Here is a 25,197-nt window from a genome sequence, read left to right as displayed (position 1 = left end):
ACTCTGTGGCTAATTTTTTCAAAGCTATTAACACAGCTAGCGACAAAGCTATCAGTCAGATATTTACAAGGTGGTGTCATGGAAACTCGTCATGAGCGTTTAATTATTCTTGGATCCGGCCCTGCGGGCTATACGGCTGCTGTCTATGCCGCACGGGCCAACCTGAAGCCGCTGCTGATTACCGGTATTCAGGCGGGTGGCCAATTGACCACCACAACCGATGTGGATAACTGGCCCGGCGACGCTGAAGGCGTACAAGGGCCGGAGTTGATGGAGCGTATGAAGCAGCACGCCGAACGTTTCAATACAGAGGTGCTGTTTGATCACATCAATGAGGTTAGCTTAGGTGAGAAGCCCTTTACCTTAAAAGGTGATAGCGGCATTTATACCTGCGATGCGTTGATCGTGGCTACCGGTGCCAGTGCGCGTTACCTTGGCCTCCCCACAGAACAACAGTTCATGGGCCAAGGGGTATCAGCCTGCGCTACCTGCGATGGCTTTTTCTACCGCAACCAGGAAGTCATTGTGGTGGGCGGTGGTAATACCGCTGTGGAAGAAGCTCTTTATCTCTCTAACATCGCTTCCAAAGTGACTTTGGTACACCGCCGTGACACGCTGCGGGCGGAAAAAATTCTCCAAGATAAGCTGTTCGAGAAAGCTGAGGCGGGTAAAATCGCCCTTGAGTGGTTCCAGGAAGTCGAAGAAGTGATCGGCGATAACTCCGGCGTTACGGGAGTGCGGGTTAAATCCACTAAAGATGGTTCAAGCAAAGAGATCCATGCGCCTGGGCTATTTATTGCCATTGGCCATAGTCCCAACACGGGGATCTTTGCAGGTCAGCTGGACATGAACGGCGGCTATATCAAAGTGCATTCAGGTCTTGAAGGAAATGCAACCGCGACCAGCGTACCGGGTGTGTTTGCCTGCGGCGATGTAATGGATCACATTTACCGCCAAGCGATTACCTCGGCGGGCAGTGGCTGCATGGCAGCGCTGGATGCCGAGCGCTATTTAGACGGTATTGCCGGGTAAACCTCAGTCGCGTGGAGCGTCAACAGGCCTTAGCAATCAATAGGCGCTCCATCAACACGCAAGCGGCCCAATTGGCTAAGTACCAGTTTCTTACCTTTGGCGCCGCTGCCTGAACAAATAGCAAAACTGCCGTTGTAACCGCTGGTATAGCCTAACGGGCTGTAACGGATACGCGACCAGCCCCGGTTGTAAGACACTTGCGTACCTTGTTGCGCGGGGACAATACGCAAAATATCGTCTTCAGTGATGCTCTCGGTTTTATTGCCTCGCACGATCATTAGTTCTCCACTCCAGTCATTAGCGCAGGCCTTGTGGTTTGCAGAGGCGGGGCAAAGCGTCAACTGGCGGCGTTGGCTAATCGCCGTATTGCGCGCTAACGAAAACGCACTCTGGAATCGATTAATCTCGCTGGTCTGTGCAGCACGCTTCCCCAGTGCTTGAAAATTGGGCAGCCCCCAGGCGGCGATAATACCCACCAGCAGCAGCGTGACCAGTAGCTCAAACAGCGTAAACCCGCTTTCAGGTGTGGTGTGCGTCTTGACGTGAAAACGGCTCATCGTCTCTCCTTACTTGACCTTGTTATCGCCCGCGCTATGCTCACTCTCCTTTACCAGCTGCGAACACAACGTCGTTAATAGGTCATCCTAGGCGACGCTACGCTTTTTTTATGTAAGCCAAAACGGACAATGTTGTGAGAGATTTCTTAATTATTGGCGGTGGCGTGATCGGTATGATGACGGCGCTGCAGCTAGCCGATGCGGGGCAGCAGGTCACGCTGGTCGATCGTGGTGAGTGCGGTAAAGAGGCATCCTGGGCGGGCGGTGGTATCGTTTCGCCGCTCTATCCCTGGCGATACGATACTGCGGTATCGCAACTTTCCCGCTGGTCGGAAGGTGTTTACCCCTCTTTGGCTCTGCGCTTATTGGAAGAGACCGGTATTGACCCCGAATATCGCCAAAAAGGGCTGCTCTACCTAAATGTGGATGATGACGACAAAGCGCTGGGATGGGCGCGTCAGCTAGGTAAGCCACTAGAGCGGGTAGGGGCAGACTTTGTTCACGAAAAAGAGCCTGGTGTGGCAATGGCTAACGACAGCGCACTGTGGATGCCGACACTGGGTAGCGTGCGCAATCCGCGGTTAGCCAAGGCGTTGAAGGCGCGGTTAGCCGCGATGCCCCAGGTAACGCTGAAAGAGCAGTGTGAGGTCAGTGGCTTTATCCTGCACGGTAGCCAAGTGGAAGGCGTGGTGACGTCGCAAGGGCCGTTAACGGCTGAACGCATTATTGTTTGCGGCGGTGCCTGGGCCGCACAGCTTTTGTCGCAGTTGAATGTGCAGTTGCCGGTAAGACCCGTTAAAGGTCAAATGATTGCTTACCAAGCACCCAAAGGGTTGGTGCAGCGCGTGGTGTTAAAAAATGGGCGCTATATTATTCCGCGTGCAGATGGACTGCTATTGGTTGGTTCTACGCTGGAAGAGGTGGGCTTTGACAAGCGCACCGATACGGCGGCATTGGCGTCGCTAAAGCAGAGTGCTGAAGCTATCCTGCCCGCTTTGGCAACGTGCCCGGTAGCGCACCAGTGGGCCGGTCTGCGGCCTGGATCACCAACGGGCCTCCCCTTTATCGGCGCGCTGTCTGAATGGCCAAATGTTTTCGTCAATGCCGGGCACTATCGCAACGGCTTGGTGTTGGCGCCTGCCTCGACCCATTTACTGGTGGATCAGCTGCTGGGGCGCGCGCCACTGATTGACCCCGCGCCTTACCAGCCTACGCCAGGGCGGCTAATACAAGCTTAAGACCAGTACAAGTTTAAGGTGTGCCGTCCTTGTCCTGCTGCTCCTGCAGGAAGCGGTCGCGATGGGCGCTGGAGCAGAACCACTGTTCCTGGTCACGCAGTGCTTCGTCTTCAGGAACGTGTACCTCACACCAGCGGCAGCGCACCATTTTGCCACCCTCGTGGCGGTTGACTTTTTTATGCTGCGCTTCATGCTCAAGCTTACGTTGCCGGTAAATGCCGTATAGCTTTAAACCGGCATAGAATATAACGGCGAAGATAATCAGCCGAATGATCAAGAGGTTCATCCTTTTGTGTCTCCCAAAGTGGGAATCTAGGCACAAGGCGTTAGGATAGACCCGCAGCCTTTGCCAGTTGGCGGCCCTTGCGGGACAATACGACTATGTCGGTGTAACCCTATTTTAAAGATTCTCAAGAGATTTTGACGCCCATGCAAGACTTAACGCTGGTAATGGCCCAACTCGATCCTCTGGTCGGGGATATTCCCGGCAATGCCGCACGCGCGATTGAAGCAGTGCGCGAAGCGCGGATTGAGCATGGGGCGGATATTGTTGTCTTTCCAGAGCTTTTTCTGTCGGGCTATCCGCCGGAAGATCTGCTGCTGCGCCCCTCAATGGAAACCCGCCTGCGTGAAGCTCGCGCGCTAATGGCATCGAAGGTCGCCAGTGATGTGCTGGTGATCATTGGCTATCCCGGCGTGCGTGAAGGCCGCTGTTACAACTTGGCGGGCCTGCTATACAACGGTCAGTGGGAAGCTGAATACGCCAAGCAGGCGTTGCCTAACTACCAAGTGTTTGACGAGCAGCGCTATTTTACGCCCGGCACTGAAACACTGGTGTATGAGCATAAAGGCGCCAAGCTTGGCATCGTGATCTGCGAGGATCTATGGGATGGTGCGCCGGTTAGAGCTGCCAAGGAAGCGGGGGCTGAAGTGCTGATCACCTTGAACGCCTCGCCCTATCACCAGGATAAACCCACTGAGCGACTGAGCTTATTGGAGCAGCACGCCCAAGACGTCAATCGTCCGATTGTGTATGTGAACACTATCGGTGGTCAGGATGAGCTGGTGTTTGATGGCGGCTCTTGCTGCGTTAACACCAGCGGTGAGTTGCAGGTGCTGGCGCCGTATTGGCAGGCGGGCCTGATGCCAGTTCAGTTTTTACAAACCAGCGCGAGGGTCTGGGAACCCCAAGCCGGAGAGATTGACCCCGAGGTAGAACCGGAAGAGAGCCTATATTGCGCGTTAGTCACCGGGCTGCGCGATTACGTCAACAAGAGCGGTTTTGAAGGCGTAGTGTTAGGGCTTTCCGGCGGTATCGACTCGGCGCTCTCTTTGGCCATTGCTGTTGATGCCCTGGGCCCACAGCGGGTGCAGGCGGTGATGATGCCTTACCACTACACTGCGGATATCTCCAAGCAGGACGCTGCAGAGCAGGCCAAAATGCTCGGCGTGCATTACGAGATCATGCCGATCGAGCCCATGGTAGAAGCCTTTATGGGCACGCTGGCAGAGAGCTTCGCAGGAACTGAGCGAGATACCACCGAAGAGAACCTGCAGTCCCGCTGTCGCGGCGTGCTGCTGATGGCGATCTCCAATAAAAAAGGCTTGATGGTACTGACGACCGGTAACAAGAGCGAAATGGCGGTGGGCTACGCCACGCTGTATGGCGATATGGTGGGCGGTTTTAATGCCATTAAAGACGTGTATAAAACCTGGGTGTATCGCTTGGCCCGCTGGCGTAATACGCAATCACCCGCGATCCCCGAACGGGTCATTGAGCGCCCACCCAGCGCGGAGCTGGCGCCGGATCAACAGGATAGCGACTCGCTGCCTGATTACGACGTGCTCGATGCAATCCTATTAAGCTATATCGAAGGCGACATGAGCGCTGAAGCGATCATCGCCGGTGGCTTTGACGCTGAAGACGTTTATAAAGTAGTGAAACTGGTTGACCGCTGTGAGTATAAGCGCCGCCAGGCGCCCATTGGTGTGAGGGTGACGCCGCGGGGCTTTGGTCGCGACCGCCGTTATCCGATCGTCAACGGCTGGCAGCCCGGCGAGTAAGTGGGGTACTCCTTAACACCGCTAGCAAACGCTTCCTCAGCAGGCTTTGAGCGATCTCTATGACAAAAACTCCCCTGAGAAGGGGAGTTTTCCTTTTGTTTAATTGCCCACCACTGCAGCCCAGGCTCTGGGTATTTTAATTTAGAAACTTTCCCACTCAGGTGCTGCCTGCTGACGTTTAACGGCGGGGAGTGCGGGCGTGTTAGCAGAATGGCTACGTGCAGGTGCCAGTGCGGCATGCGACGGCTGTGTTTTTGCGAGAGCGTTCGGCAATTTGAAGACTTCCATGGTATGCAGCAGAGAGTGAGCGTTTTGACGCAGGCTGTTAGCTGCGGTGGCGCTTTCATGGACTAGCGCAGCGTTCTGTTGGGTGACCTGATCCATCTCGGTCACTGCTCTACCCACTTCTTGCACGCCGGTGCTCTGCTCAGCGCTGGCGTGGCTGATCTCTTTCATGATGCTGGTTACACGCTCGATAGCCGCGACGATCTGTTCGGTCGATTTGCTGGCTTCTTCGGCGCGCTCGTTGCCGTGGTTAACCCGCTCAAGGTTGCTGGAAATCAGGGTGTTAATCTCTCGCGCGGCCTCGGCGCTGCGCTGTGCTAGTCGACGCACTTCCTCGGCGACTACCGCGAAACCTCGGCCATGTTCACCAGCACGGGCGGCTTCTACCGAGGCATTGAGCGCCAGAATATTGGTTTGGAAAGCAATCGCATCAATAGTAGAGATAATGCCGGCGATTTCCTGAGAGCTCTTATTGAGATCGTTCATGGTAGCAACGACCTGATTCACCGCTTCGCCGCCTTGCTTGGCGGTGTTTGATGCACTAGAGGCTTCCTGGCTTGCCTGTTCGGAATTCTCAGCGTTAAGTTTTACGGTGCTGTTGAGCTCTTCCATTGCCGAGGCCGTCTCCGCGAGCGCGCTGGCCTGCTGTTCAGTACGCGAAGAGAGGTCGTTATTACCCTCAGCAATTTGCTCACTGTTGCTGGCTACCGCTTCTGCAGAAGCGCGTACCTGGGTCACAATGGTTTGTAGCTGATGTGCCATGGCAACCTGCGACGCCATAATACTGCGGGTATCACCCTTCTTGAGCTGCCCCTGACTGGTTAATTCGCCGCGACCAATGGCTTCTGCGAAGGCTTTGACTTCGTAGGGCTCGGCACCCAATTCACGTAGCAGTTGGCGGGATAGAAACACCGCGATCAAACCGCCTACCAGCAACGCAAAGAGTGTTAGACCCAGCATCTGCATTTGAAAGCCGGAGGCGGTGTCGCGGGCTGTCGCTGTAGTAGCGTCGTTCAACTGCTGCTGAAGATTGATAAATTGATTTATGCGGTTAAGCCACTCGGTGTAAGCGGGCCCTGCCTGTTCAAGTAGCAGCGTTTGCGCCTCTGCATACTCGTCTGCTTGACGGGCGGCTATTACTTGCTCTGTCAGTTCCCGTGTCAGTATGGCTTGGTCATTGATACTGTTAATAATAGTCTGCTCTTGAGCAGTGCCAGCGTATTCGTTGGACACTTGCTCCATGCCTGTCGTGGCTGTGCTGTAAGCGCTACGCAGAAGTTCCATTTCACTCTCTAAGGAGCTGAGGTTGCCATTCCCGGCGGTGATCACAATGTCACGAAGCACGATAGCGCGGTCGTGTACACTGCCTCGCCAGTCCACTGCAAAGCGTTGCTTGGTTCCGTTGACGTCGTTGATTGTCGATAAGTCGCGGTCAATTTGATTGACCTGGTAAATTCCGACAGCGGTTAACAGAATCAGCAACCCAAGCAGGGCAGCAAAACCGAGCGTTAAACGCGTACTAATTTTGGTGTTGCTGGAACGGGCGTTAAGAAGTGGCATTGAGTGCTCCCTTAGGTGCCGTTAAGGCACTTTATTATGCTAGACGAGCTCATCATATATTTCTGTATAGTTTTTGTATAGGAAATAGTGACTACATGTATAGTATTTTTAGTTGATTTTTGTTTTCTCTTTTAGAATCAGTCTCTTATTGATTTTTGAATAAAAAAACCACGCCGTGGCGTGGTTTTCTAGGTATATGTTGTATAGCTTTCAGCGAATGATAGCTCGCAATGGTTTAATCATTTTGGCCTAGATGCTTAGGAACAAAGCGACTACCCTGCAACTGCTCGTGATCAGGCGCGTTTTCTCGCAGTACGGCGAGGACTTCATTGGCGCGATCATCCATGTCTAAGCCTTGATAGCCTTCCACCATGGTGGCCAAGGCATCCCGGGTAGCGTTCGACTCTGGGTAGTTTTCGATTACCCAGCGGCCGCGTTCAACCGCTGCTAGATATGCGCCGCGGCGCAGGTAGTAATCGGCGACATGGAGCTCATGGCGAGCCATTAGCTCACGCAGATAGACAATGCGCTGCTGAGCATCGGCGGCGTATTCACTCTGGGGGTAGCGCTGAATCAGTTCGCGGAAGTCATTGTAAGCATCACGGGAAGCACCCAAGTCGCGCTTGGAAATATCGATCAGGCGCAGCCGCTCTAAGCTAAAACGGCCCGCTTGCCAAGCAGAGAGGCCACGCAGGTAATAGGCGTAGTCCACTTGAGGGTGGTCGGGGTGAAGGCGAATAAATCGGCTGGCTGCTGCGCGAGCTTCTTCCCAATCGCTGTTTTCATAGTAGGCATAGATCAGCTCAAGCTGGGCTTGCTCGGCATGGGCACCAAACGGGTAGCGGGTATCGAGAGCTTCCAAGCGTTCTATCGCAATTGGGTAGCGGTTGCTGTCTAGGGCTGTGCGGGCCAGTTCATAGAGCTCACGCTCCTGAACCCCAGCAAATTCATCGTCCTCTTCTTCACTTGTATCGTTACTCGCACAGCCCGCTAGAAGGGCAAGGCTTAGGGCTAGAGCACCAAAGCGGTTGGCAGCTGAAATAACGCGCATCATCATCCTCGTTGCAAACAAGCCTCGATCACCAAAAAGCGACGATGGCCATAAGTAGAAATGGTAGAATAGGTCGCAGTCCGCCCACTATAAAACACCTCGGCTCAAAACGCAGGTTTAGCGACGTTTCGTCGGGTGTCGTCACAGCTTATTTTTCCATGTCGGGGCTGATTTTTTCGCCTTGCTGGGGGTTTTTGCGTCTTAAAGAGGTTTTTCATGTCTCGAATAGTTGAAGACACGCAGCGCGTGCCCGCTACGCTAGCCGGCGCGCGTTTAGACCAAGCGGCGGCTGAGTTGTTCAGTGATTACTCCCGTGAACGCTTAAAAGCGTGGATTAACGCTGGTGAGTTGACGGTGGATGGCGCTCAAGCCAAACCGAAAGCCAAGCTGCATGGCCATGAAGTGCTGGCGCTTCAGGCGACCATCGAAGACGATACGCGCTTTGAAGCCCAGGACATTGCGCTGGATATCGTTTACGAAGACGATACGGTGATGGTGATCAACAAAGCTGCCGGTATGGTGGTGCATCCTGCCGCAGGCAACCCGGATGGCACGCTATTAAATGCGTTGCTGCATCACCAGCCGTCGCTTGCCGAAGTGCCTCGGGCAGGTATTGTTCACCGTTTGGATAAAGATACGACTGGTTTAATGATGGTAGCGAAAACGCTGCCCGCCCAGACGGCCCTGGTTGAACAACTACAGGCGCGCAGCGTGTCACGCCAGTACGACGCCGTGGTGATTGGTAAGCCTGTCTCGGGTAGTACCATTGACGCGCCCATTGGTCGTCACCCGAAAGACCGTAAACGCCAGGCCGTGACGGCCTCGGGTAAACCTGCTATTACTCATTTTCGCGTGGTTGAGCGCTTTCGTGCCCACACCCACGTGCGCTGTAAGCTGGAAACGGGACGCACCCACCAAATTCGCGTGCATATGGCCCATGCCCGCTATCCGTTAATTGGCGACCCCATGTACGGCGGTCGTGCCAAGTTACCGCCTGGCGCCGCTGAGCCTCTGAAGGAGATCCTGCGTGAGTTTCCTCGTCAGGCCCTTCACGCGCGTAAGTTGATTTTCAAGCACCCGGTAAGTGGCGAAACATTAACTTTTCAGGCAGACCTCCCTGATGATTTGTTAATGTTGTTGGACTACCTGCGCGAAGATAATGAGACTATGCGATGAGCGATGCCATTAATTTACGGCCAACGCTTTTAGTGCCCGACTGGCCAGCGCCGACCAATGTGCGTGCCTTTGTGACGACCCGTGAATCGGGGCCTAGCCAGGGTGATTTCGCTGCCTTTAACCCCGCTTCCCATGTCGGCGATAATGCTGATCATGTCGCGTTGTGCCGCCGTTTGCTGCAAAAGGAAATTGGCGATGAGCGGCCTCTGCTGTGGCTGAACCAGACCCACGGCGCCCGTGTGCAGCAGTTTTATCAGTCCGAGGCTGCCGACGCGGATGCCGCCCTTGCGCCCTCCAATGAGTACGCCTGTGTAGTGCTGACGGCAGACTGCCTGCCGGTGATGTTCTGCAATCGAGCGGGTACCCAGGTGGCGGTTGCCCATGCCGGTTGGCGCGGTTTGGCGGGCGGTGTGCTGGAAGCAACCATTGCCGCGATGAACACTGATCCAGACGATATTCTGGTGTGGTTAGGGCCGGCTATCTCCAACGCTCAATTTGAGGTTGGCCCGGAAGTTTACGGCGCTTTTGTTGCCGTTCACCCGGATACCGCTGATGCCTTTGACCATAGCCCTTACCGGCTTGGGCATTACATGGCCGACTTATACCGGCTGGCGCGCTTTCGGTTAGAGGCACTGGGCGTCAATCACATTAGCGGCGGCCACTTCTGCACCGCCTGCGAGTCGCGCTTCTACTCCTACCGCCGCGATGGTGGTAAGACAGGGCGCATGGCAAGTGTGATCTGGATCAATTAATGTGAATTAAAGCGTCCATAAGCCAGCGGTTCACACCGCCACCTCTTGAAAAGCCTGGAACTGACGCCATTTAACTTGTCAAGCTAATAGTTATTTAGCACGTCTAATGACACGTTATCGGGTCACGCGGTGCGTCCAAACGCACGGCTACCCCAGGAGGAATTCCATGCGTTTTGATAAATTTACCGCCAAGCTCCAAAGCGCGATTGCCGAAGCGCAGTCGCTGGCCGTTGGCCGCGGTCATAATCAGCTAGACCCAGCACACTTGCTGTTGGCCCTGCTAGACACCAAAGACACCGGTATTAAAGCCCTGATTGAAAAAGCCGAGGGCAATCCTTCGCGTCTGCGCGATGGGCTGGTGCAGCAGTTGGATAACCTACCTAAGGTGGGGCAGTTCGACGGCGAAGTGCAGCCATCGCGGGATTTCATCAAGCTTTTTAACTTAACCGATCGCGAAGCGCAGAAGCGCGGCGATCAGTTTATTGCCAGTGAGCTCGTTCTATTGGCTGCGCTGGAAATGAATTCAGCGATTACCAAGCTGCTTAAAGATGCGGGGATTAACCGTAAATCCCTTGAGGCTGCCATTAACAGTCTTCGCGGTGGTGCTACCGTGGACGATGCTAACGCCGAAGATCAGCGTGAAGCGCTCAATAAATACACCATGGATCTAACCCAGCGCGCGCTGGACGGCAAGCTCGACCCGGTGATCGGCCGCGACGACGAAATTCGCCGCACCATTCAAGTACTGCAGCGGCGCACCAAGAATAACCCGGTGTTAATCGGCGAGCCGGGGGTGGGTAAAACCGCCATTGTCGAAGGACTGGCCCAGCGCATCGTTAACGGCGAAGTGCCGGAAGGCTTAAAAGAGAAGCGCGTGCTTTCGCTGGATATGGGCTCGCTATTGGCGGGTGCCAAATTCCGTGGCGAGTTTGAAGAGCGCTTGAAAGCGGTACTCAAGGAGCTTTCCCAGGAAGAAGGCCGGGTGATCCTGTTTATTGACGAGCTGCACACCATGGTCGGCGCAGGCAAAGCCGAAGGCGCCATGGATGCAGGCAATATGCTCAAACCCGCCCTGGCCCGCGGCGAGCTGCACTGCGTGGGGGCGACCACCCTTGATGAGTACCGCAAGTACATTGAGAAAGATGCGGCACTAGAGCGCCGCTTCCAGAAAGTGCTGGTTGATGAGCCTTCCGAAGAGGACACCGTGGCGATCCTGCGTGGCCTGAAAGAGCGCTACGAAGTGCACCACGGCGTGGATATTACCGACTCGGCGATTATTGCCGCAGCCAAGCTCTCGACCCGCTACATCACCGATCGCCAACTGCCCGACAAAGCTATCGATCTAATCGATGAGGCCGCCTCGCGGATTCGTATGGAGCTTGACTCCAAGCCAGAGGCGATGGATCGCCTTGATCGGCGCCTGATCCAGCTCAAAATGGAGCGTGAAGCGCTTAAGAAAGAAACCGACGAGGCCACCAAAAAACGCTTGGAGGCACTTAATACCCAGATCCATGAGCTAGAGCGCGAATACGCTGACCTTGATGAGATATGGAAAGCCGAGAAAGCCAGTATTCAAGGGGCTGCTCAGTTTAAAGCTGAGCTTGAGCAGGCACGCATTGACCTTGAACAGGCTCGTCGTCAGGGCGACTTGGGTCGGATGTCGGAAATTCAGTACGGCAAAATTCCAGAGCTAGAGAAGAAGATTGCCGAAAGCGGCGAAGGTGAAGCGGATACCTCAAGCCATCAGCTGCTGCGCTCTAACGTCACAGAAGAGGAGATCGCCGAAGTCGTCTCCCGCTGGACGGGTATTCCTGTTTCTAAAATGCTCGAGGGCGAGCGCGATAAGCTCCTGCGCATGGAGGAGGCGCTGCATCAGCGTGTGATAGGTCAAAACGAGGCCGTAGAGGCAGTGGCGAACGCCGTACGTCGTTCGCGGGCGGGGCTCTCTGACCCCAATCGCCCCAACGGTTCGTTTCTGTTCCTCGGCCCCACCGGGGTGGGTAAAACCGAGCTGTGTAAGTCACTGGCCAACTTCCTGTTCGATACCGAAGAGGCAATGGTGCGTATCGATATGTCCGAGTTTATGGAGAAGCACTCCGTGGCTCGCTTGATCGGTGCGCCCCCGGGCTACGTAGGCTACGAAGAGGGTGGTTACCTGACCGAGGCCGTGCGCCGCAAGCCTTACTCGGTGCTTCTGCTTGATGAGGTGGAGAAAGCCCACCCGGATGTCTTCAACATCCTGCTGCAGGTATTGGAAGATGGCCGCTTAACCGACGGCCAGGGGCGCACGGTGGATTTCCGCAACACCGTGATCGTGATGACCTCGAATATGGGCTCTGACATTATCCAGCGCATGGGCGGTGACGTCAGTGCTGATAAAGACAGCGACTATGAGTCGATGAAAAATATGGTCATGGAGGTGGTGGGTAACCACTTCCGGCCTGAGCTGATCAACCGTATCGATGAAGTGGTGGTGTTCCACGCCCTGGGCCAAGAGCAGATTCAGGCGATTGCCGGTATCCAGCTTGAGCGCTTAAAAGTGCGCCTCGCCGAACACGACCTGAAACTTGAGGTTAGCCCAGAAGCGATGGCGCAATTGGCGGTCGTAGGCTTTGACCCTGTCTATGGGGCGCGGCCACTCAAACGGGCGATTCAGAGCCGTATCGAGAACCCGCTGGCGCAAGATCTGCTGGGTGGCAAATTTGCCCCTGGTGATACCATCCATATCAATGCAGAAGAGGGTAAGTTGGTGTTTAGCTCGTAATTGATGCCGCCAATTTGCGCAATTGAATAGGTAAAAAGCTCCGTTAGCAAAGCTAGCGGGGCTTTTTTAATGGCTTCTTGCGACCTTTGTTGCGTTTGGACTGATCGGAGGTTGACAGGCTGAGGGCGCTAATGGAATCTTGTCGGTTCCTGATTTGCGGGCGCGGACTCAACGGGCAACCCCTTATTCCCGCGCGAAGGGTAGGCGAAAGCCTCTACCCGCCGAAGGACTTCCGGGCTTGGGCTAACCGCTCAACCTGGCCAACGCCCCGACACGGCGAACTGCCGTGAAAGGGAGCGTGTGATTTATGTCGACATAATTCACACGCTCCCGATAAGAGTGCAGGCCCTAACCGGGCCTCCTGCCAGGGTTTGGCATCAGGTGTCGGCAAGGGCCGACAGCGGCATACCGTCGCACTCGACACCGTGCCCATGTGGGTACGGATCGCACTCGAGACCTCCAGGGGAGAAATACAGTGGAACTGCTTTCCGGCGCAGATATGATCGCCCGCTTCTTGCAAGATGAGGGCATCGAATACATTTATGGTTACCCCGGCGGTGCAGCGCTGCATATTTACGATGCACTCTTCCGCCAGGACAAAGTGAAGCACATTCTAGTGCGTCACGAACAAGCGGCTACCCACGCCGCCGATGGCTATGCCCGCGCCTCGGGCAAGCCCGGCTGCGTACTGGTTACCTCAGGCCCCGGTGCCACCAATGCCGTCACCGGCATCGCCACCGCCTACATGGACTCTATCCCCATGGTAGTGCTGTGTGGCCAGGTGGCGAGCCACCTGATCGGTGAAGACGCCTTCCAGGAAACCGATATCGTTGGCGTGACGCGACCCATCGTGAAGCACAGCTTCTCGATTCGCCACCCGTCTGAAATACCGGAAGTGCTCAAAAAGGCGTTCTATTTAGCCGCCACAGGCCGTCCGGGCCCGGTGGTAGTCGATATCCCGAAAGATATGACGGCTCCCACCGAGCGTTATGAGTACATCTATCCGAAAAAGGTCAAGATGCGCTCGTACAACCCCGTCACGCGTGGCCACACGGGGCAGATCAAAAAAGCCGTTGAGATGATACTCAAAGCCAAGCGTCCGGTGTTCTATACCGGTGGCGGCGTGGTCACGGGCAAAGCCAGCGAAGGCTTGACTGATCTGGTCAAGCAGCTGGGCTACCCGATCACCACCACGCTGATGGGCATTGGTGCGTATCCACAAAGTGACCGGCAGTGCTTGGGCTGGCTGGGCATGCACGGCTCCTATGAGTCAAACATGGCCATGCACCACGCCGACCTGATTATTGCCATTGGCGCGCGCTTTGATGACCGCGTGACCAACAGCACGTCGAAGTTTTGCCCGACCGCTAAAATCATCCACGTTGACGTTGACCCAAGTTCGATCTCAAAAACGGTGCGTGCCGATGTGCCGATCGTGGGCCCGGCATCCAGCGTTATCAACGAGATGATCAGTTTGGTGCAGGGACATAAAATTGCCCATCCTGAAGCACTGACTGAGTGGTGGGAGAAGATAGATGGCTGGCGTGCCGACCGTGAAGGCAAGCTTTATGAGCCTTCCAAGGAGGGTGAAGCGCTTAAGCCACAGGAAGTTATTGAAGCGCTTTGTCGGGTAACCCGAGGCGAAGCCTACGTGACTACCGATGTTGGTCAGCACCAGATGTTCGCGGCGCAGTACTACAAGTTTGATAAACCCAACCGACTGATCACCTCAGGTGGTTTGGGCACCATGGGCTTTGGCTTTCCCGCCGCCATGGGTATCAAGCAGAACTACCCGGATGATGACGTAGTGTGCGTCACCGGTGAAGGCAGCTTCCAAATGATGATGCAGGAGCTCTCTACCTGTAAGCAATACGGTGTAGGCGTTAAGATCGTCAACCTTAACAACGCGTCGTTGGGTATGGTGCGCCAGTGGCAGGACTTGAACTATAAGTCGCGTCACGCGCACTCCTATATGGAGTCGTTGCCGGACTTCCATATGCTGATTGAGGCGTATGGGTTTACCGCTATTACCGTCAATACGCTTGATGAGTTGGAGCCTGCGCTGGAGCGTGCCTTTGCTGATAAGCACGAACTGGTCTTTCTTGACGTGAAGGTCGACCCTTTTGAGCACGTCTATCCGATGCAGGTGCCGTTAGGTGCCATGCGCGACATGCTGCTGTCTAAAACGGAGCGTACCTGATGCGTCATATCATCTCGATTCTGTTAGAAAACGAACCGGGTGCGCTGTCACGTGTAGTCGGGTTGTTCTCCCAGCGTAACTTCAACATCGAAACGCTAAACGTTGCGCCGACTGAAGACCCGTCGCTGTCGCGCTTAACGGTCACCACCATAGGCGATGACCGGGTGATCGAGCAGATCACCAAGCATCTCAATAAGCTGATTGATGTGGTCAAGCTGGTGGATCTCACCGAAGGCAACCACATCGAGCGCGAACTGATGCTGGTAAAAGTGAAAGCGCTAGGCGCGGCACGCGATGAAGTGAAGCGCACGGTGGATATCTTCCGCGCGCAGATCGTCGACGTAACGCCCAGCCTGTATACCGTGCAGATCACTGGCGATGCGGGCAAGCTCGATGCTTTCCTTCAGGCCATGGCACCAGTGGGCATTCTTGAGGTCGCCCGCACTGGGGTCTCGGGTATTGCACGAGGCGATAAGGTGTTGTCGCTCTAAACACGAAAGTACGTAGCCTTTACAGTCAGCACTTAAGCATAAGCGTCGCTTCTTTCCCGGAGCGGCGCTTTTTAGTTATTAGCCTGTCAGAGCTCGCTGATGCAGAACATCAATCCAGCAATTGGCTGGCTGAGTGGCACTCACCGTGTAGAATGAAAGCGACTACTGTTCCCGTGACTTCACTTTTAATGGATGAAACCTATGACACAGGACGCTCGCGATCAAGAGCATTCAAGCTCCGATCAGTCAAAGCCAGGCCCGTCGGGCTCGGATCAGCCTGATAAAGCTGAGCAGCCAGATAGTGCCCATCAGTCAGAAGTAGGCAACGAAGATTTGGCGGCTGCCTTCTTGCGCGAAACCGAAGTGGTAGAAGAGGCGGTAGAGGACGGTAAAAAGATTCGTCGTCGAGGTATCTATTTACTGCCCAACCTATTTACCACTTCGGCACTTTTTGCCGGCTTCTTTGCAGTGGTTGCTGGCATTAATGGTGAGTTTACCTCGGCTGCCGTTGCGATCTTTATTGCCATGGTGCTGGATGGCCTGGATGGCCGTGTTGCCCGTATGACTAACACGCAAAGTGAATTCGGCGCTGAGTACGATAGCCTAGCTGACATGATCTCCTTTGGCATGGCGCCCGCTTTAGTTGCCTTTACCTGGATTCTTCAAGACATTGGTAAGACGGGATGGGTAGTGGCTTTTCTCTACGTTGCCTGCGCGGCACTGCGACTTGCGCGCTTTAATGTGCAGATTGGTAGCGTCGATAAAAAGTGGTTTATCGGTTTGCCAAGCCCTTCTGCAGCCGCGCTAGTAGCGGCCAGTGTGTGGACCTTCCATAGCTTTGATGCGGATGCCTTTGGTTTCAAGCTGTTGATGTTAGTCGTGGTAGCTGCGGCGGGTGTGCTGATGGTGAGTAATATCCGTTACTACAGCTTCAAAGATCTCGATTTTAAAAAGCCGGTACCTTTTGTTGTGCTGCTAGCCATAGTGCTGGCGTTTGTGTTGATCTCGGTCGAGCCTTCGGTGATGCTGCTATTGCTGTTTGGTACCTACGTGGCGTCAGGCCCTGTATTAGCCGTTATGCGTAAGGCTAAAGCTAGCAGCTAGTACTTTTCTCCATTTTTTTGAAAGTTATTTCAAAACAGCCCTTGCCAACCCGGCAGCGAATCCGTAAAGTACGCATCCGCTGCCGGGGACGCCAAGCATCACCAGCGGTGAATGAAGTGTAAAAGCTTCGGTTTGTCAGGTAGTTAGTGCTTTTACGAAAGCCAGCGGTTTTGGATGTGGTCAGGTTTGCATCGAAAACAACGCCCTTGACAAACACCAGGAAATGCGTAGAATACGCCTTCCTCGCTGAGGCAAGCCGGTTCAACGGTAAGTCAAGTGGCTCAGTAAGTTAGCCACCGCAGCGAAACAGCTCTTTAACAATTTGATCAGGTAATTCATGTGGGCGCTTGCTGATGTTGGTGACAAATCACCCAATATCAAGGCAAGCGACTCAAGCAATAAGGTTTTAAAGGATTCGTCCTTTGGAATCTGTTTTGAATGAATTCGTTTGAACCTTGAGCCAAGTTTGGTTCGCTTCTGTCGCTTTAGGGTGGCAGGTAAGAACCGCATAGATCTTAAACTGAAGAGTTTGATCATGGCTCAGATTGAACGCTGGCGGCAGGCCTAACACATGCAAGTCGAGCGGTAACAGATCTAGCTTGCTAGATGCTGACGAGCGGCGGACGGGTGAGTAATGCATAGGAATCTGCCCGGTAGTGGGGGATAACCTGGGGAAACCCAGGCTAATACCGCATACGTCCTACGGGAGAAAGGGGGCTTTGGCTCCCGCTATTGGATGAGCCTATGTCGGATTAGCTAGTTGGTGAGGTAATGGCTCACCAAGGCAACGATCCGTAGCTGGTCTGAGAGGATGATCAGCCACATCGGGACTGAGACACGGCCCGAACTCCTACGGGAGGCAGCAGTGGGGAATATTGGACAATGGGGGCAACCCTGATCCAGCCATGCCGCGTGTGTGAAGAAGGCCCTCGGGTTGTAAAGCACTTTCAGCGAGGAAGAACGCCTGTCGGTTAATACCCGGTAGGAAAGACATCACTCGCAGAAGAAGCACCGGCTAACTCCGTGCCAGCAGCCGCGGTAATACGGAGGGTGCAAGCGTTAATCGGAATTACTGGGCGTAAAGCGCGCGTAGGTGGCTTGATAAGCCGGTTGTGAAAGCCCCGGGCTCAACCTGGGAACGGCATCCGGAACTGTCAGGCTAGAGTGCAGGAGAGGAAGGTAGAATTCCCGGTGTAGCGGTGAAATGCGTAGAGATCGGGAGGAATACCAGTGGCGAAGGCGGCCTTCTGGACTGACACTGACACTGAGGTGCGAAAGCGTGGGTAGCAAACAGGATTAGATACCCTGGTAGTCCACGCCGTAAACGATGTCGACCAGCCGTTGGGTGCCTAGAGCACTTTGTGGCGAAGTTAACGCGATAAGTCGACCGCCTGGGGAGTACGGCCGCAAGGTTAAAACTCAAATGAATTGACGGGGGCCCGCACAAGCGGTGGAGCATGTGGTTTAATTCGATGCAACGCGAAGAACCTTACCTACCCTTGACATCTACAGAAGCCGGAAGAGATTCTGGTGTGCCTTCGGGAACTGTAAGACAGGTGCTGCATGGCTGTCGTCAGCTCGTGTTGTGAAATGTTGGGTTAAGTCCCGTAACGAGCGCAACCCTTGTCCTTATTTGCCAGCACGTAATGGTGGGAACTCTAAGGAGACTGCCGGTGACAAACCGGAGGAAGGTGGGGACGACGTCAAGTCATCATGGCCCTTACGGGTAGGGCTACACACGTGCTACAATGGCCGGTACAAAGGGCTGCGAGCTCGCGAGAGTCAGCGAATCCCTTAAAGCCGGTCTCAGTCCGGATCGGAGTCTGCAACTCGACTCCGTGAAGTCGGAATCGCTAGTAATCGTGAATCAGAATGTCACGGTGAATACGTTCCCGGGCCTTGTACACACCGCCCGTCACACCATGGGAGTGGACTGCACCAGAAGTGGTTAGCCTAACGCAAGAGGGCGATCACCACGGTGTGGTTCATGACTGGGGTGAAGTCGTAACAAGGTAGCCGTAGGGGAACCTGCGGCTGGATCACCTCCTTAACCGATGCGTCACAGTCGGTAAGCGTCCACAATGAATTACCTGATCAGATAGCTGTTGATGAGCAGTGATAAGCCAGACGCCTCCAGCGTTGCCTTATCACTGCTTATAGCAGTCGCTCTTTAACAATGTATATCATGCTGACAAGAACACTTCGTAAGAAGTGGTCTTAAATTGTGATACGCGCAAGCGTATCCGGCAAAATGAAACGTGATTATTGCGAACCCCAGACTCCTTCGGGTTATAGGGTCAAGCAATTAAGCGCACACGGTGGATGCCTAGGCAGTCAGAGGCGATGAAAGACGTGGTAGCCTGCGATAAGGTTCGGTGAGGTGGCAACAACCTGTGACCCGGACATTTCTGAATGGGGAAACCCACTGGCCATAAGGTCAGTATCTTACACTGAATACATAGGTGTAAGAGGCGAACCAGGGGAACTGAAACATCTAAGTACCCTGAGGAAAAGAAATCAACCGAGATTCCCCTAGTAGCGGCGAGCGAACGGGGACCAGCCCTTAAGCATGTGAATGATTAGGCGAACAGATTGGGAAGTCTGGCCGTAGCGGGTGATAGCCCCGTAGTCGAAAATCTGATCATGTGAAATCGAGTAGGTCGGGGCACGAGAAACCTTGACTGAAGACGGGGGGACCATCCTCCAAGGCTAAATACTCCTGACTGACCGATAGTGAACCAGTACCGTGAGGGAAAGGCGAAAAGAACCCCGGAGAGGGGAGTGAAATAGATCCTGAAACCGTGTGCGTACAAGCAGTAGGAGCAGACTTGTTCTGTGACTGCGTACCTTTTGTATAATGGGTCAGCGACTTATATTCAGTGGCGAGGTTAACCGTATAGGGGAGCCGTAGGGAAACCGAGTCTTAACTGGGCGACACAGTCGCTGGATATAGACCCGAAACCGAGCGATCTATCCATGAGCAGGGTGAAGGTTGAGTAACATCAACTGGAGGCCCGAACCAGGATCTGTTGAAAAAGATTTGGATGACTTGTGGATCGGAGTGAAAGGCTAATCAAGCTCGGAGATAGCTGGTTCTCCTCGAAAGCTATTTAGGTAGCGCCTCACGTATTACCGCCGGGGGTAGAGCACTGTTTCGGCTAGGGGGTCATCCCGACTTACCAACCCGAGGCAAACTCCGAATACCGGTGAGTAGAGCGTGGGAGACACACGGCGGGTGCTAACGTCCGTCGTGAAAAGGGAAACAACCCAGACCGTCAGCTAAGGTCCCGAAATCCTGGTTAAGTGGGAAACGATGTGGGAAGGCTCAGACAGCTAGGAGGTTGGCTTAGAAGCAGCCATCCTTTAAAGAAAGCGTAATAGCTCACTAGTCGAGTCGGCCTGCGCGGAAGATGTAACGGGGCTAAACCAGGTACCGAAGCTACGGGTGAGTCCATATTTCGATATGGATTCGCGGTAGAGGAGCGTCGTGTAAGCCAATGAAGGTGAATTGAGAAGTTCGCTGGAGGTATCACGAGTGCGAATGCTGACATGAGTAACGATAAAGGGAGTGAAAAACTCCCTCGCCGGAAGACCAAGGGTTTCTGTTCGACGCTAATCGGAGCAGAGTGAGTCGGCCCCTAAGGCGAGGCCGAAAGGCGTAGTCGATGGGAAACGGGTCAATATTCCCGTACCGGACATGGTTGCGATGGGGGGACGAAGAAGGCTAGGTGAGCCAGGCGTTGGTTGTCCTGGTGAAAGTGAGTAGGCTTGGATCTTAGGTAAATCCGGGATCCTTTAAGGCCGAGACACGAGATGAACTGACCACGGTCAGGAAGTCACTGATGCCACGCTTCCAGGAAAAGCCTCTAAGCTTCAGATCATGTGCGACCGTACCCCAAACCGACACAGGTGGTCAGGGTGAGAATCCCAAGGCGCTTGAGAGAACTCGGGTGAAGGAACTAGGCAAAATGGTGCCGTAACTTCGGGAGAAGGCACGCCGGCGTAGGGTGATGAGACTTGCTCTCTAAGCCCGAACCGGTCGAAGATACCAGGTGGCTGCAACTGTTTATTAAAAACACAGCACTCTGCTAACGCGCAAGCGGACGTATAGGGTGTGACGCCTGCCCGGTGCCGGAAGGTTAAATGATGGTGTTAGCCGCAAGGCGAAGCTCTTGATTGAAGCCCCGGTAAACGGCGGCCGTAACTATAACGGTCCTAAGGTAGCGAAATTCCTTGTCGGGTAAGTTCCGACCTGCACGAATGGCGTAATGATGGCCACGCTGTCTCCACCCGAGACTCAGTGAAATTGAAATCGCCGTGAAGATGCGGTGTACCCGCGGCTAGACGGAAAGACCCCGTGAACCTTTACTATAGCTTCACACTGGACGCTGATGTTGCCTGTGTAGGATAGCTGGGAGGCTTTGAAACTCGGACGCCAGTTCGGGCGGAGCCAACCTTGAAATACCAGCCTGGCATCATTGGCGTTCTCACTCAGGTCCGTTATCCGGATCGAGGACAGTGTGTGGTGGGTAGTTTGACTGGGGCGGTCTCCTCCTAAAGAGTAACGGAGGAGCACGAAGGTACCCTCAGCACGGTCGGACATCGTGCATTGAGTGCAAGAGCATAAGGGTGCTTGACTGCGAGACAGACACGTCGAGCAGGTGCGAAAGCAGGTTCTAGTGATCCGGTGGTTCTGTATGGAAGGGCCATCGCTCAACGGATAAAAGGTACTCCGGGGATAACAGGCTGATACCGCCCAAGAGTTCACATCGACGGCGGTGTTTGGCACCTCGATGTCGGCTCATCACATCCTGGGGCTGAAGTCGGTCCCAAGGGTATGGCTGTTCGCCATTTAAAGTGGTACGCGAGCTGGGTTTAGAACGTCGTGAGACAGTTCGGTCCCTATCTGCCGTGGGCGTTGGATGTTTGAGAAGGGCTGCTCCTAGTACGAGAGGACCGGAGTGGACGACCCTCTGGTGTTCCGGTTGTCACGCCAGTGGCATTGCCGGGTAGCTATGGTCGGACGGGATAACCGCTGAAAGCATCTAAGCGGGAAGCCCCCTTCAAGATGAGACATCCCTGAGGCCTAGAGCCTCCTGAAGGGCCCAGCGAGACCAGCTGGTTGATAGGCACGGTGTGGAAGCGCTGCAAGGCGTTGAGCTAACGTGTACTAATGGCCCGTGAGGCTTGACCCTATAACACCCAAGGGGTCTGGTCGTGATGATGACGTGAATGAATGCCGGATACGCAGCGTGTGGCCCAGGCAACAGACTGCCAGGGCGGCAGGCGATAAGACGCTCACAATTTAGTTAAAAACAGTCAGCATGATGTACATTAACAGTTACGCCTGACGACCATAGCACGCGTGAACCACCTGATCCCTTGCCGAACTCAGAAGTGAAACCGCTTAGCGCCGATGGTAGTGTGGGGTCTCCCCATGCGAGAGTAGGTCATTGTCAGGCACTTATTATGAAAAATCCCCCAGGGCTGATGCCTTGGGGGATTTTTTTATGGGTAAAACTAAAACTGTCGCGAGCTGAAGCTCCCTCCTACAATACCACCGCACTAAAGGCGCTGCTGAATCAAAGCCACAGTGTTAAGAGTGGGTTGTGGGAGGGCGCTTTAGCGCGCGAATGGGGAGCAGCCTTCTGCTTGCGAGTGCTTGCAGAAGGCAATAACGCTTAACCGCAGATCGTCTCCAGCGCCTCAATCAGGCTATCCATCTCATCATCGGTGCCGATGGTGATACGGAGGAAGTTGTTAAGGTCTGAGGTATTAAAATGGCGCACCAGAATGCCTCGCTCACGTAGGCTAGCAAATAGCTGCGCGCCTTCGTAGTCAGGGTGCTGGGCAAGCACAAAGTTAGCCTTAGAGGGCAGCACTTCAAATCCCAACCCTACAAGGCGCTGGCGGGTGCGTTCGCGAGTGGTAATAACACGCTCGCGACAGGCTTCAAAATGCTCGACATCTTTGAGTGCGGCGATGCCTACTAAGCTTGCCAGGCTATCCACTGGATAAGAGTTAAAAGAGTCTTTTACCCGCAGTAAGCCATCAATCAACTCCTCTGAGCCCACCGCATAGCCCAGGCGCAAGCCTGCCAAGCTGCGTGATTTAGAAAACGTACCGGTGACAAGCAGGTTAGGATAGCGATTAACCAGCGAAACGGCACTTTCAGCGCCGAAATCGACATACGCCTCATCCACCAGCACGACACGATCCGTGACGCGCTTTAGCAGCGTCTCTATCGCCGAAAGCGAGTGTGCATGGCCAGTTGGCGCATTAGGATTGGCAAAGATAACGCCGCTACGCTCAGCGCCCTTTGTAAGAGCATCAATATCGACTTCCCACTGCTTATTGAGTGGATGTTTGCGCAGCTCTACGCCATAGAGGTTGGCGTAAACAGGGTAAAAACTATAGGTTATTTCAGGCACATCAAGCGGCGCTTGATGGCAAAAGAAAGCTTGAAAGGCAAACGCGAGAACCTCGTCTGAACCATTACCTACAAACACTTGGCTGCTTGATACCTTAAACGTCTCTGCAAGAGCTTCGCGCAACGCTTTAGAGGTAGGGTCAGGGTATAAGCGCAGATGGTCTGTTGCATAGTCGCGCAGCGCCTCACCAACGCCTGGCGCAGGAGGGTATGGGTTTTCATTGGTATTGAGCTTAACAAGCTGCTCGCGGGGCTGCTCGCCGGGCACGTAAGGCGTAAGTTCGCGAACGGCCGGACTCCAGTATTGGCTCATGTGGGTAACCTGATTATCCTAGCAAGGTACACCATGGTCGCTTGAAGGTTAACGAAGCGCAAGCATTCGCATCGCTAGGGGTGTGCGTCGCACCTTGTAACGGTTATGCTGTCACAACTGCGCATAAACAAATGTGATGTCCAACACGAGATTAAGGAGACACTCTATGCAACTTAAGAGTTTGCTGGCCGGTTCGGCCATGTTGGCACTGTTGGCTGGCTGTGCAAGCAGCCCCATGGAGCAACAGCAAGAAGAGGCGGCTACCGCACAGCAAAATTATCAAGGTTCACTACCTTGCCGTAACTGTGATGGTATTGATCTGGACGTCACGATGGTGGGTGAAGAGATGGGCGCGGCTGAAGAGCGCACCTTCACTCTGAACGCTTCTTACCGTAACCATCCTCAAACACCGCCGGATGAAAACTATGCGGGTAACTGGGAAGTGCTAACCGGTACGCCTTCCGATCCGGACGCCACTGTTTACGAACTAACGCCAGATGGCGATGGTCAAATCTACTACTTCATGCGTATTGATGAGAGCACGTTGGAGTTGATTGATCCAGAGCGTCGCCGCTTTGAAAACGGTGAAATGCTGCAGCTAAAGCGCCAATAAGGCGTTAGCCAGTAGTACAAAAGGCGGCCTCAGGCCGCCTTTTGTGTTTGCTGGCATTAATGAATACAGAGTAGGTAACGGTCAAAAGTGCTTAACGACATTGAATGCTAGCGGCAGCCCAGCGAACGTTGCCACTTAGTGACAATAACAGTAGGAGTGTAATGGCAGTGGCAAAAGCCAAAAGCGCCTTTGTATGCACCGAGTGCGGCGCCGAATACCGTAAGTGGCAGGGGCAATGTAGCAGTTGCCAAGAGTGGAACACGCTTAGTGAAGTGCACTTGGCGAGCGCTCGCCCTGGCGGCGGCGCAGCCCCCGGTCGATCTGGTTACGCGGGTGATCTGTCACGCGAAGTGATCGACCTGGGCAATGTGGATCTTAGCGAAGTACCCCGCATGAGCTCCACTTTCGCAGAGTTTGATCGCGTGCTGGGCGGTGGGCTTGTGCCCGGCTCGGCGGTGCTTTTGGGTGGCAATCCTGGCGCGGGTAAATCGACCCTGCTGCTGCAAACGGCCTGCAAGTTGGCCCAGCAGCGGCGTATCCTCTATGTAACCGGTGAGGAGTCGCTCTCCCAGGTAGCGATGCGTGCGCACCGCCTACAGTTGCCTACCAATGGCTTGAAAATGTTGGCCGAGACCAGCGTGGAAACTATCTTGGCGGTGTCTGAGCGGGAGAAGCCAGAGATTCTGGTGATTGACTCCATCCAAACCATGCATCTGGAAGATATCAGTTCTGCACCCGGTGGCGTTGCCCAGGTGCGCGAGTCAGCCGCGGCGCTAACGCGCTTCGCCAAAAAGACTAATACGGTTTTGCTGCTGGTGGGGCACGTCACTAAGGACGGTTCGCTGGCGGGCCCTAAAGTGCTTGAGCATATGATTGATGCCTCGCTGCTATTGGAGGGCGGCGCCGACTCACGCTTTCGTACCCTGCGAGGGCAGAAAAACCGCTTTGGTGCCGTCAACGAGCTAGGCGTCTTCGCTATGCTTGAACAGGGCCTTAAAGAAGTTAAAAACCCCAGTGCGATTTTTCTTTCTCGCCAGGAGGAGCAGGCGCCAGGTAGTTTAGTCATGGTGGTGTGGGAAGGCACACGGCCGATTCTGGTCGAGGTACAGGCGCTGGTGGATGAGTCCGCGCTGGGTAACCCTCGTCGGGTAGCGGTTGGCGTGGATCAAAACCGTTTAGCCATGCTGCTGGCGGTACTTAATCGCCACGGTGGGTTATTTACCGGCGACCAGGATGTGTTTTTGAACGTCGTCGGCGGTGTCAAAGTGCTCGAAACCAGCGCCGACCTGGCAGTACTGCTAGCGGTGGTTTCTAGCCTGCAAAATCGCGCGCTACCCAAAGAGCTAGTGGTATTCGGTGAGGTGGGGCTATCGGGCGAGATACGTCCGGTGCCCAGCGGCCAAGAACGCATTGCTGAAGCAGCCAAGCATGGCTTTCTACGTGCCATTGTGCCGCGCGCTAACGCACCCAAGCAGGCGCCTAAGGGTATGGAGGTGATTGCCGTGGATAAGCTCAGCGATGCGCTGGATGCCCTGTAGCCTGAACGATACTGGGTTAAACTGATGAT

At 54.5% G+C, this 25,197-nt stretch carries 16 protein-coding genes and 3 rRNA genes; 14 read left to right on the top strand and 5 right to left on the bottom strand.

The genetic code is table 11. The features are described 5' to 3' along the window. Positions 1–78 precede the first annotated feature (78 nt). Positions 79–1,032 (top strand): thioredoxin-disulfide reductase, encoded by a 954-nt coding sequence (gene trxB, locus SR894_RS17230; protein WP_223288701.1) that lies wholly within the window; start codon positions 79–81, stop codon positions 1,030–1,032. Between the two features lie 29 nt (positions 1,033–1,061). Here the strand turns inward: trxB and SR894_RS17225 are convergent, their stop codons facing one another. After that, on the bottom strand, positions 1,062–1,589 hold the full coding sequence (locus tag SR894_RS17225; protein ID WP_223288702.1) for a GspH/FimT family pseudopilin: 528 nt from the start codon (positions 1,587–1,589) through the stop codon (positions 1,062–1,064). Positions 1,590–1,723: 134 nt separating this feature from the next. Between SR894_RS17225 and thiO the strand changes: the two genes are divergently transcribed. After that, positions 1,724–2,827 carry a glycine oxidase ThiO gene (thiO, locus tag SR894_RS17220; protein ID WP_223288703.1) on the top strand — a complete coding sequence of 368 codons (1,104 nt, stop codon included), beginning with the start codon at positions 1,724–1,726 and terminating at the stop codon, positions 2,825–2,827. A 13-nt stretch (positions 2,828–2,840) separates the two neighbouring features. Here thiO and SR894_RS17215 read toward each other — a convergent pair whose 3' ends face one another. Beyond that, on the bottom strand, positions 2,841–3,113 hold the full coding sequence (locus tag SR894_RS17215) for a PP0621 family protein (protein WP_039859573.1): 273 nt from the start codon (positions 3,111–3,113) through the stop codon (positions 2,841–2,843). A 143-nt stretch (positions 3,114–3,256) separates the two neighbouring features. On the opposite strand from SR894_RS17215, the gene SR894_RS17210 reads away from it, so the two are divergent. Beyond that, positions 3,257–4,891 carry an NAD+ synthase gene (locus tag SR894_RS17210; RefSeq protein WP_223288704.1) on the top strand — a complete coding sequence of 545 codons (1,635 nt, stop codon included), beginning with the start codon at positions 3,257–3,259 and terminating at the stop codon, positions 4,889–4,891. 141 nt (positions 4,892–5,032) lie between these two features. On the opposite strand, the gene SR894_RS17205 is transcribed toward SR894_RS17210, so the two are convergent. Together SR894_RS17205 and SR894_RS17200 are read right to left on the bottom strand one after the other, a co-directional pair. After that, a complete protein-coding gene (locus SR894_RS17205; protein ID WP_223288705.1) occupies positions 5,033–6,736 on the bottom strand; it encodes a methyl-accepting chemotaxis protein in 1,704 nt (567 codons plus the stop codon). Between the two features lie 235 nt (positions 6,737–6,971). Further along, positions 6,972–7,787, bottom strand: coding sequence for an outer membrane protein assembly factor BamD (locus SR894_RS17200; protein WP_223288706.1), 816 nt, complete (start codon positions 7,785–7,787; stop codon positions 6,972–6,974). Between the two features lie 216 nt (positions 7,788–8,003). Between SR894_RS17200 and rluD the strand changes: the two genes are divergently transcribed. The 9 genes from rluD (at position 8,004) to rrf (ending at position 21,736) form a co-directional block, all read left to right on the top strand. After that, positions 8,004–8,963, top strand: a complete 960-nt coding sequence (gene rluD, locus SR894_RS17195; RefSeq protein WP_133733178.1) for a 23S rRNA pseudouridine(1911/1915/1917) synthase RluD — start codon at positions 8,004–8,006, stop codon at positions 8,961–8,963. Then, entirely contained in the window at positions 8,960–9,715 is a 756-nt protein-coding gene (gene pgeF, locus SR894_RS17190; protein ID WP_223288707.1) for a peptidoglycan editing factor PgeF, read from the top strand. The genes rluD and pgeF overlap by 4 nt, the downstream gene beginning before the upstream one ends. 166 nt (positions 9,716–9,881) lie before the next feature. Further along, positions 9,882–12,479 carry an ATP-dependent chaperone ClpB gene (gene clpB / locus SR894_RS17185; RefSeq protein WP_133733176.1) on the top strand — a complete coding sequence of 866 codons (2,598 nt, stop codon included), beginning with the start codon at positions 9,882–9,884 and terminating at the stop codon, positions 12,477–12,479. A gap of 475 nt (positions 12,480–12,954) precedes the next feature. After that, complete coding sequence (locus SR894_RS17180; RefSeq protein WP_133733175.1) at positions 12,955–14,679, top strand: acetolactate synthase 3 large subunit; 1,725 nt, start codon at positions 12,955–12,957, stop codon at positions 14,677–14,679. Further along, positions 14,679–15,170, top strand: coding sequence for an acetolactate synthase small subunit (ilvN, locus tag SR894_RS17175; RefSeq protein WP_009287561.1), 492 nt, complete (start codon positions 14,679–14,681; stop codon positions 15,168–15,170). The genes SR894_RS17180 and ilvN overlap by 1 nt, the downstream gene beginning before the upstream one ends. A 201-nt stretch (positions 15,171–15,371) precedes the next feature. Next, complete coding sequence (gene pssA, locus SR894_RS17170) at positions 15,372–16,274, top strand: CDP-diacylglycerol--serine O-phosphatidyltransferase (protein ID WP_133733174.1); 903 nt, start codon at positions 15,372–15,374, stop codon at positions 16,272–16,274. A 517-nt stretch (positions 16,275–16,791) separates the two neighbouring features. After that, positions 16,792–18,324 (top strand): 16S ribosomal RNA (locus tag SR894_RS17165). A 245-nt stretch (positions 18,325–18,569) separates the two neighbouring features. Next, a 23S ribosomal RNA gene (locus SR894_RS17160) occupies positions 18,570–21,469 on the top strand. Between the two features lie 151 nt (positions 21,470–21,620). Then, positions 21,621–21,736 (top strand): 5S ribosomal RNA (gene rrf, locus SR894_RS17155). The 16S, 23S and 5S rRNA genes sit together here, the layout of an rRNA operon. Before the next feature lie 219 nt (positions 21,737–21,955). Here the strand turns inward: rrf and hisC are convergent. Further along, complete coding sequence (gene hisC / locus SR894_RS17150) at positions 21,956–23,017, bottom strand: histidinol-phosphate transaminase (protein WP_223288913.1); 1,062 nt, start codon at positions 23,015–23,017, stop codon at positions 21,956–21,958. 166 nt (positions 23,018–23,183) lie between these two features. Between hisC and SR894_RS17145 the strand changes: the two genes are divergently transcribed. Together SR894_RS17145 and radA are read left to right on the top strand one after the other, a co-directional pair. Further along, a complete protein-coding gene (locus tag SR894_RS17145) occupies positions 23,184–23,630 on the top strand; it encodes a copper resistance protein NlpE N-terminal domain-containing protein (protein WP_133732045.1) in 447 nt (148 codons plus the stop codon). 167 nt (positions 23,631–23,797) lie between these two features. Next, positions 23,798–25,168 carry a DNA repair protein RadA gene (radA, locus tag SR894_RS17140; protein ID WP_053857190.1) on the top strand — a complete coding sequence of 457 codons (1,371 nt, stop codon included), beginning with the start codon at positions 23,798–23,800 and terminating at the stop codon, positions 25,166–25,168. The last annotated feature ends 29 nt before the right edge of the window (positions 25,169–25,197 follow it).

It is taken from the genome of Vreelandella neptunia (genome assembly GCF_034479615.1).
Taxonomy (GTDB): Bacteria; Pseudomonadota; Gammaproteobacteria; order Pseudomonadales; family Halomonadaceae; genus Vreelandella; species Vreelandella neptunia.
This window is presented reverse-complemented; position numbering and strand designations above follow the sequence as displayed.

Bases quoted from the DNA above. Each gene is read 5' to 3' on its own strand.
- trxB (WP_223288701.1), top strand. From the start codon at position 79: ATGGAAACTCGTCATGAGCGTTTAATTATTCTTGGATCCGGCCCTGCG.
- SR894_RS17145 (WP_133732045.1), top strand. From the start codon at position 23,184: ATGCAACTTAAGAGTTTGCTGGCCGGTTCGGCCATGTTGGCACTGTTG.
- pssA (WP_133733174.1), top strand. From the start codon at position 15,372: ATGACACAGGACGCTCGCGATCAAGAGCATTCAAGCTCCGATCAGTCA.
- ilvN (WP_009287561.1), top strand. From the start codon at position 14,679: ATGCGTCATATCATCTCGATTCTGTTAGAAAACGAACCGGGTGCGCTG.
- SR894_RS17205 (WP_223288705.1), bottom strand. From the start codon at position 6,736: ATGCCACTTCTTAACGCCCGTTCCAGCAACACCAAAATTAGTACGCGT.
- SR894_RS17200 (WP_223288706.1), bottom strand. From the start codon at position 7,787: ATGCGCGTTATTTCAGCTGCCAACCGCTTTGGTGCTCTAGCCCTAAGC.
- pgeF (WP_223288707.1), top strand. From the start codon at position 8,960: ATGAGCGATGCCATTAATTTACGGCCAACGCTTTTAGTGCCCGACTGG.
- SR894_RS17215 (WP_039859573.1), bottom strand. From the start codon at position 3,113: ATGAACCTCTTGATCATTCGGCTGATTATCTTCGCCGTTATATTCTAT.
- hisC (WP_223288913.1), bottom strand. From the start codon at position 23,017: ATGAGCCAATACTGGAGTCCGGCCGTTCGCGAACTTACGCCTTACGTG.
- clpB (WP_133733176.1), top strand. From the start codon at position 9,882: ATGCGTTTTGATAAATTTACCGCCAAGCTCCAAAGCGCGATTGCCGAA.
- SR894_RS17210 (WP_223288704.1), top strand. From the start codon at position 3,257: ATGCAAGACTTAACGCTGGTAATGGCCCAACTCGATCCTCTGGTCGGG.
- SR894_RS17225 (WP_223288702.1), bottom strand. From the start codon at position 1,589: ATGAGCCGTTTTCACGTCAAGACGCACACCACACCTGAAAGCGGGTTT.
- rluD (WP_133733178.1), top strand. From the start codon at position 8,004: ATGTCTCGAATAGTTGAAGACACGCAGCGCGTGCCCGCTACGCTAGCC.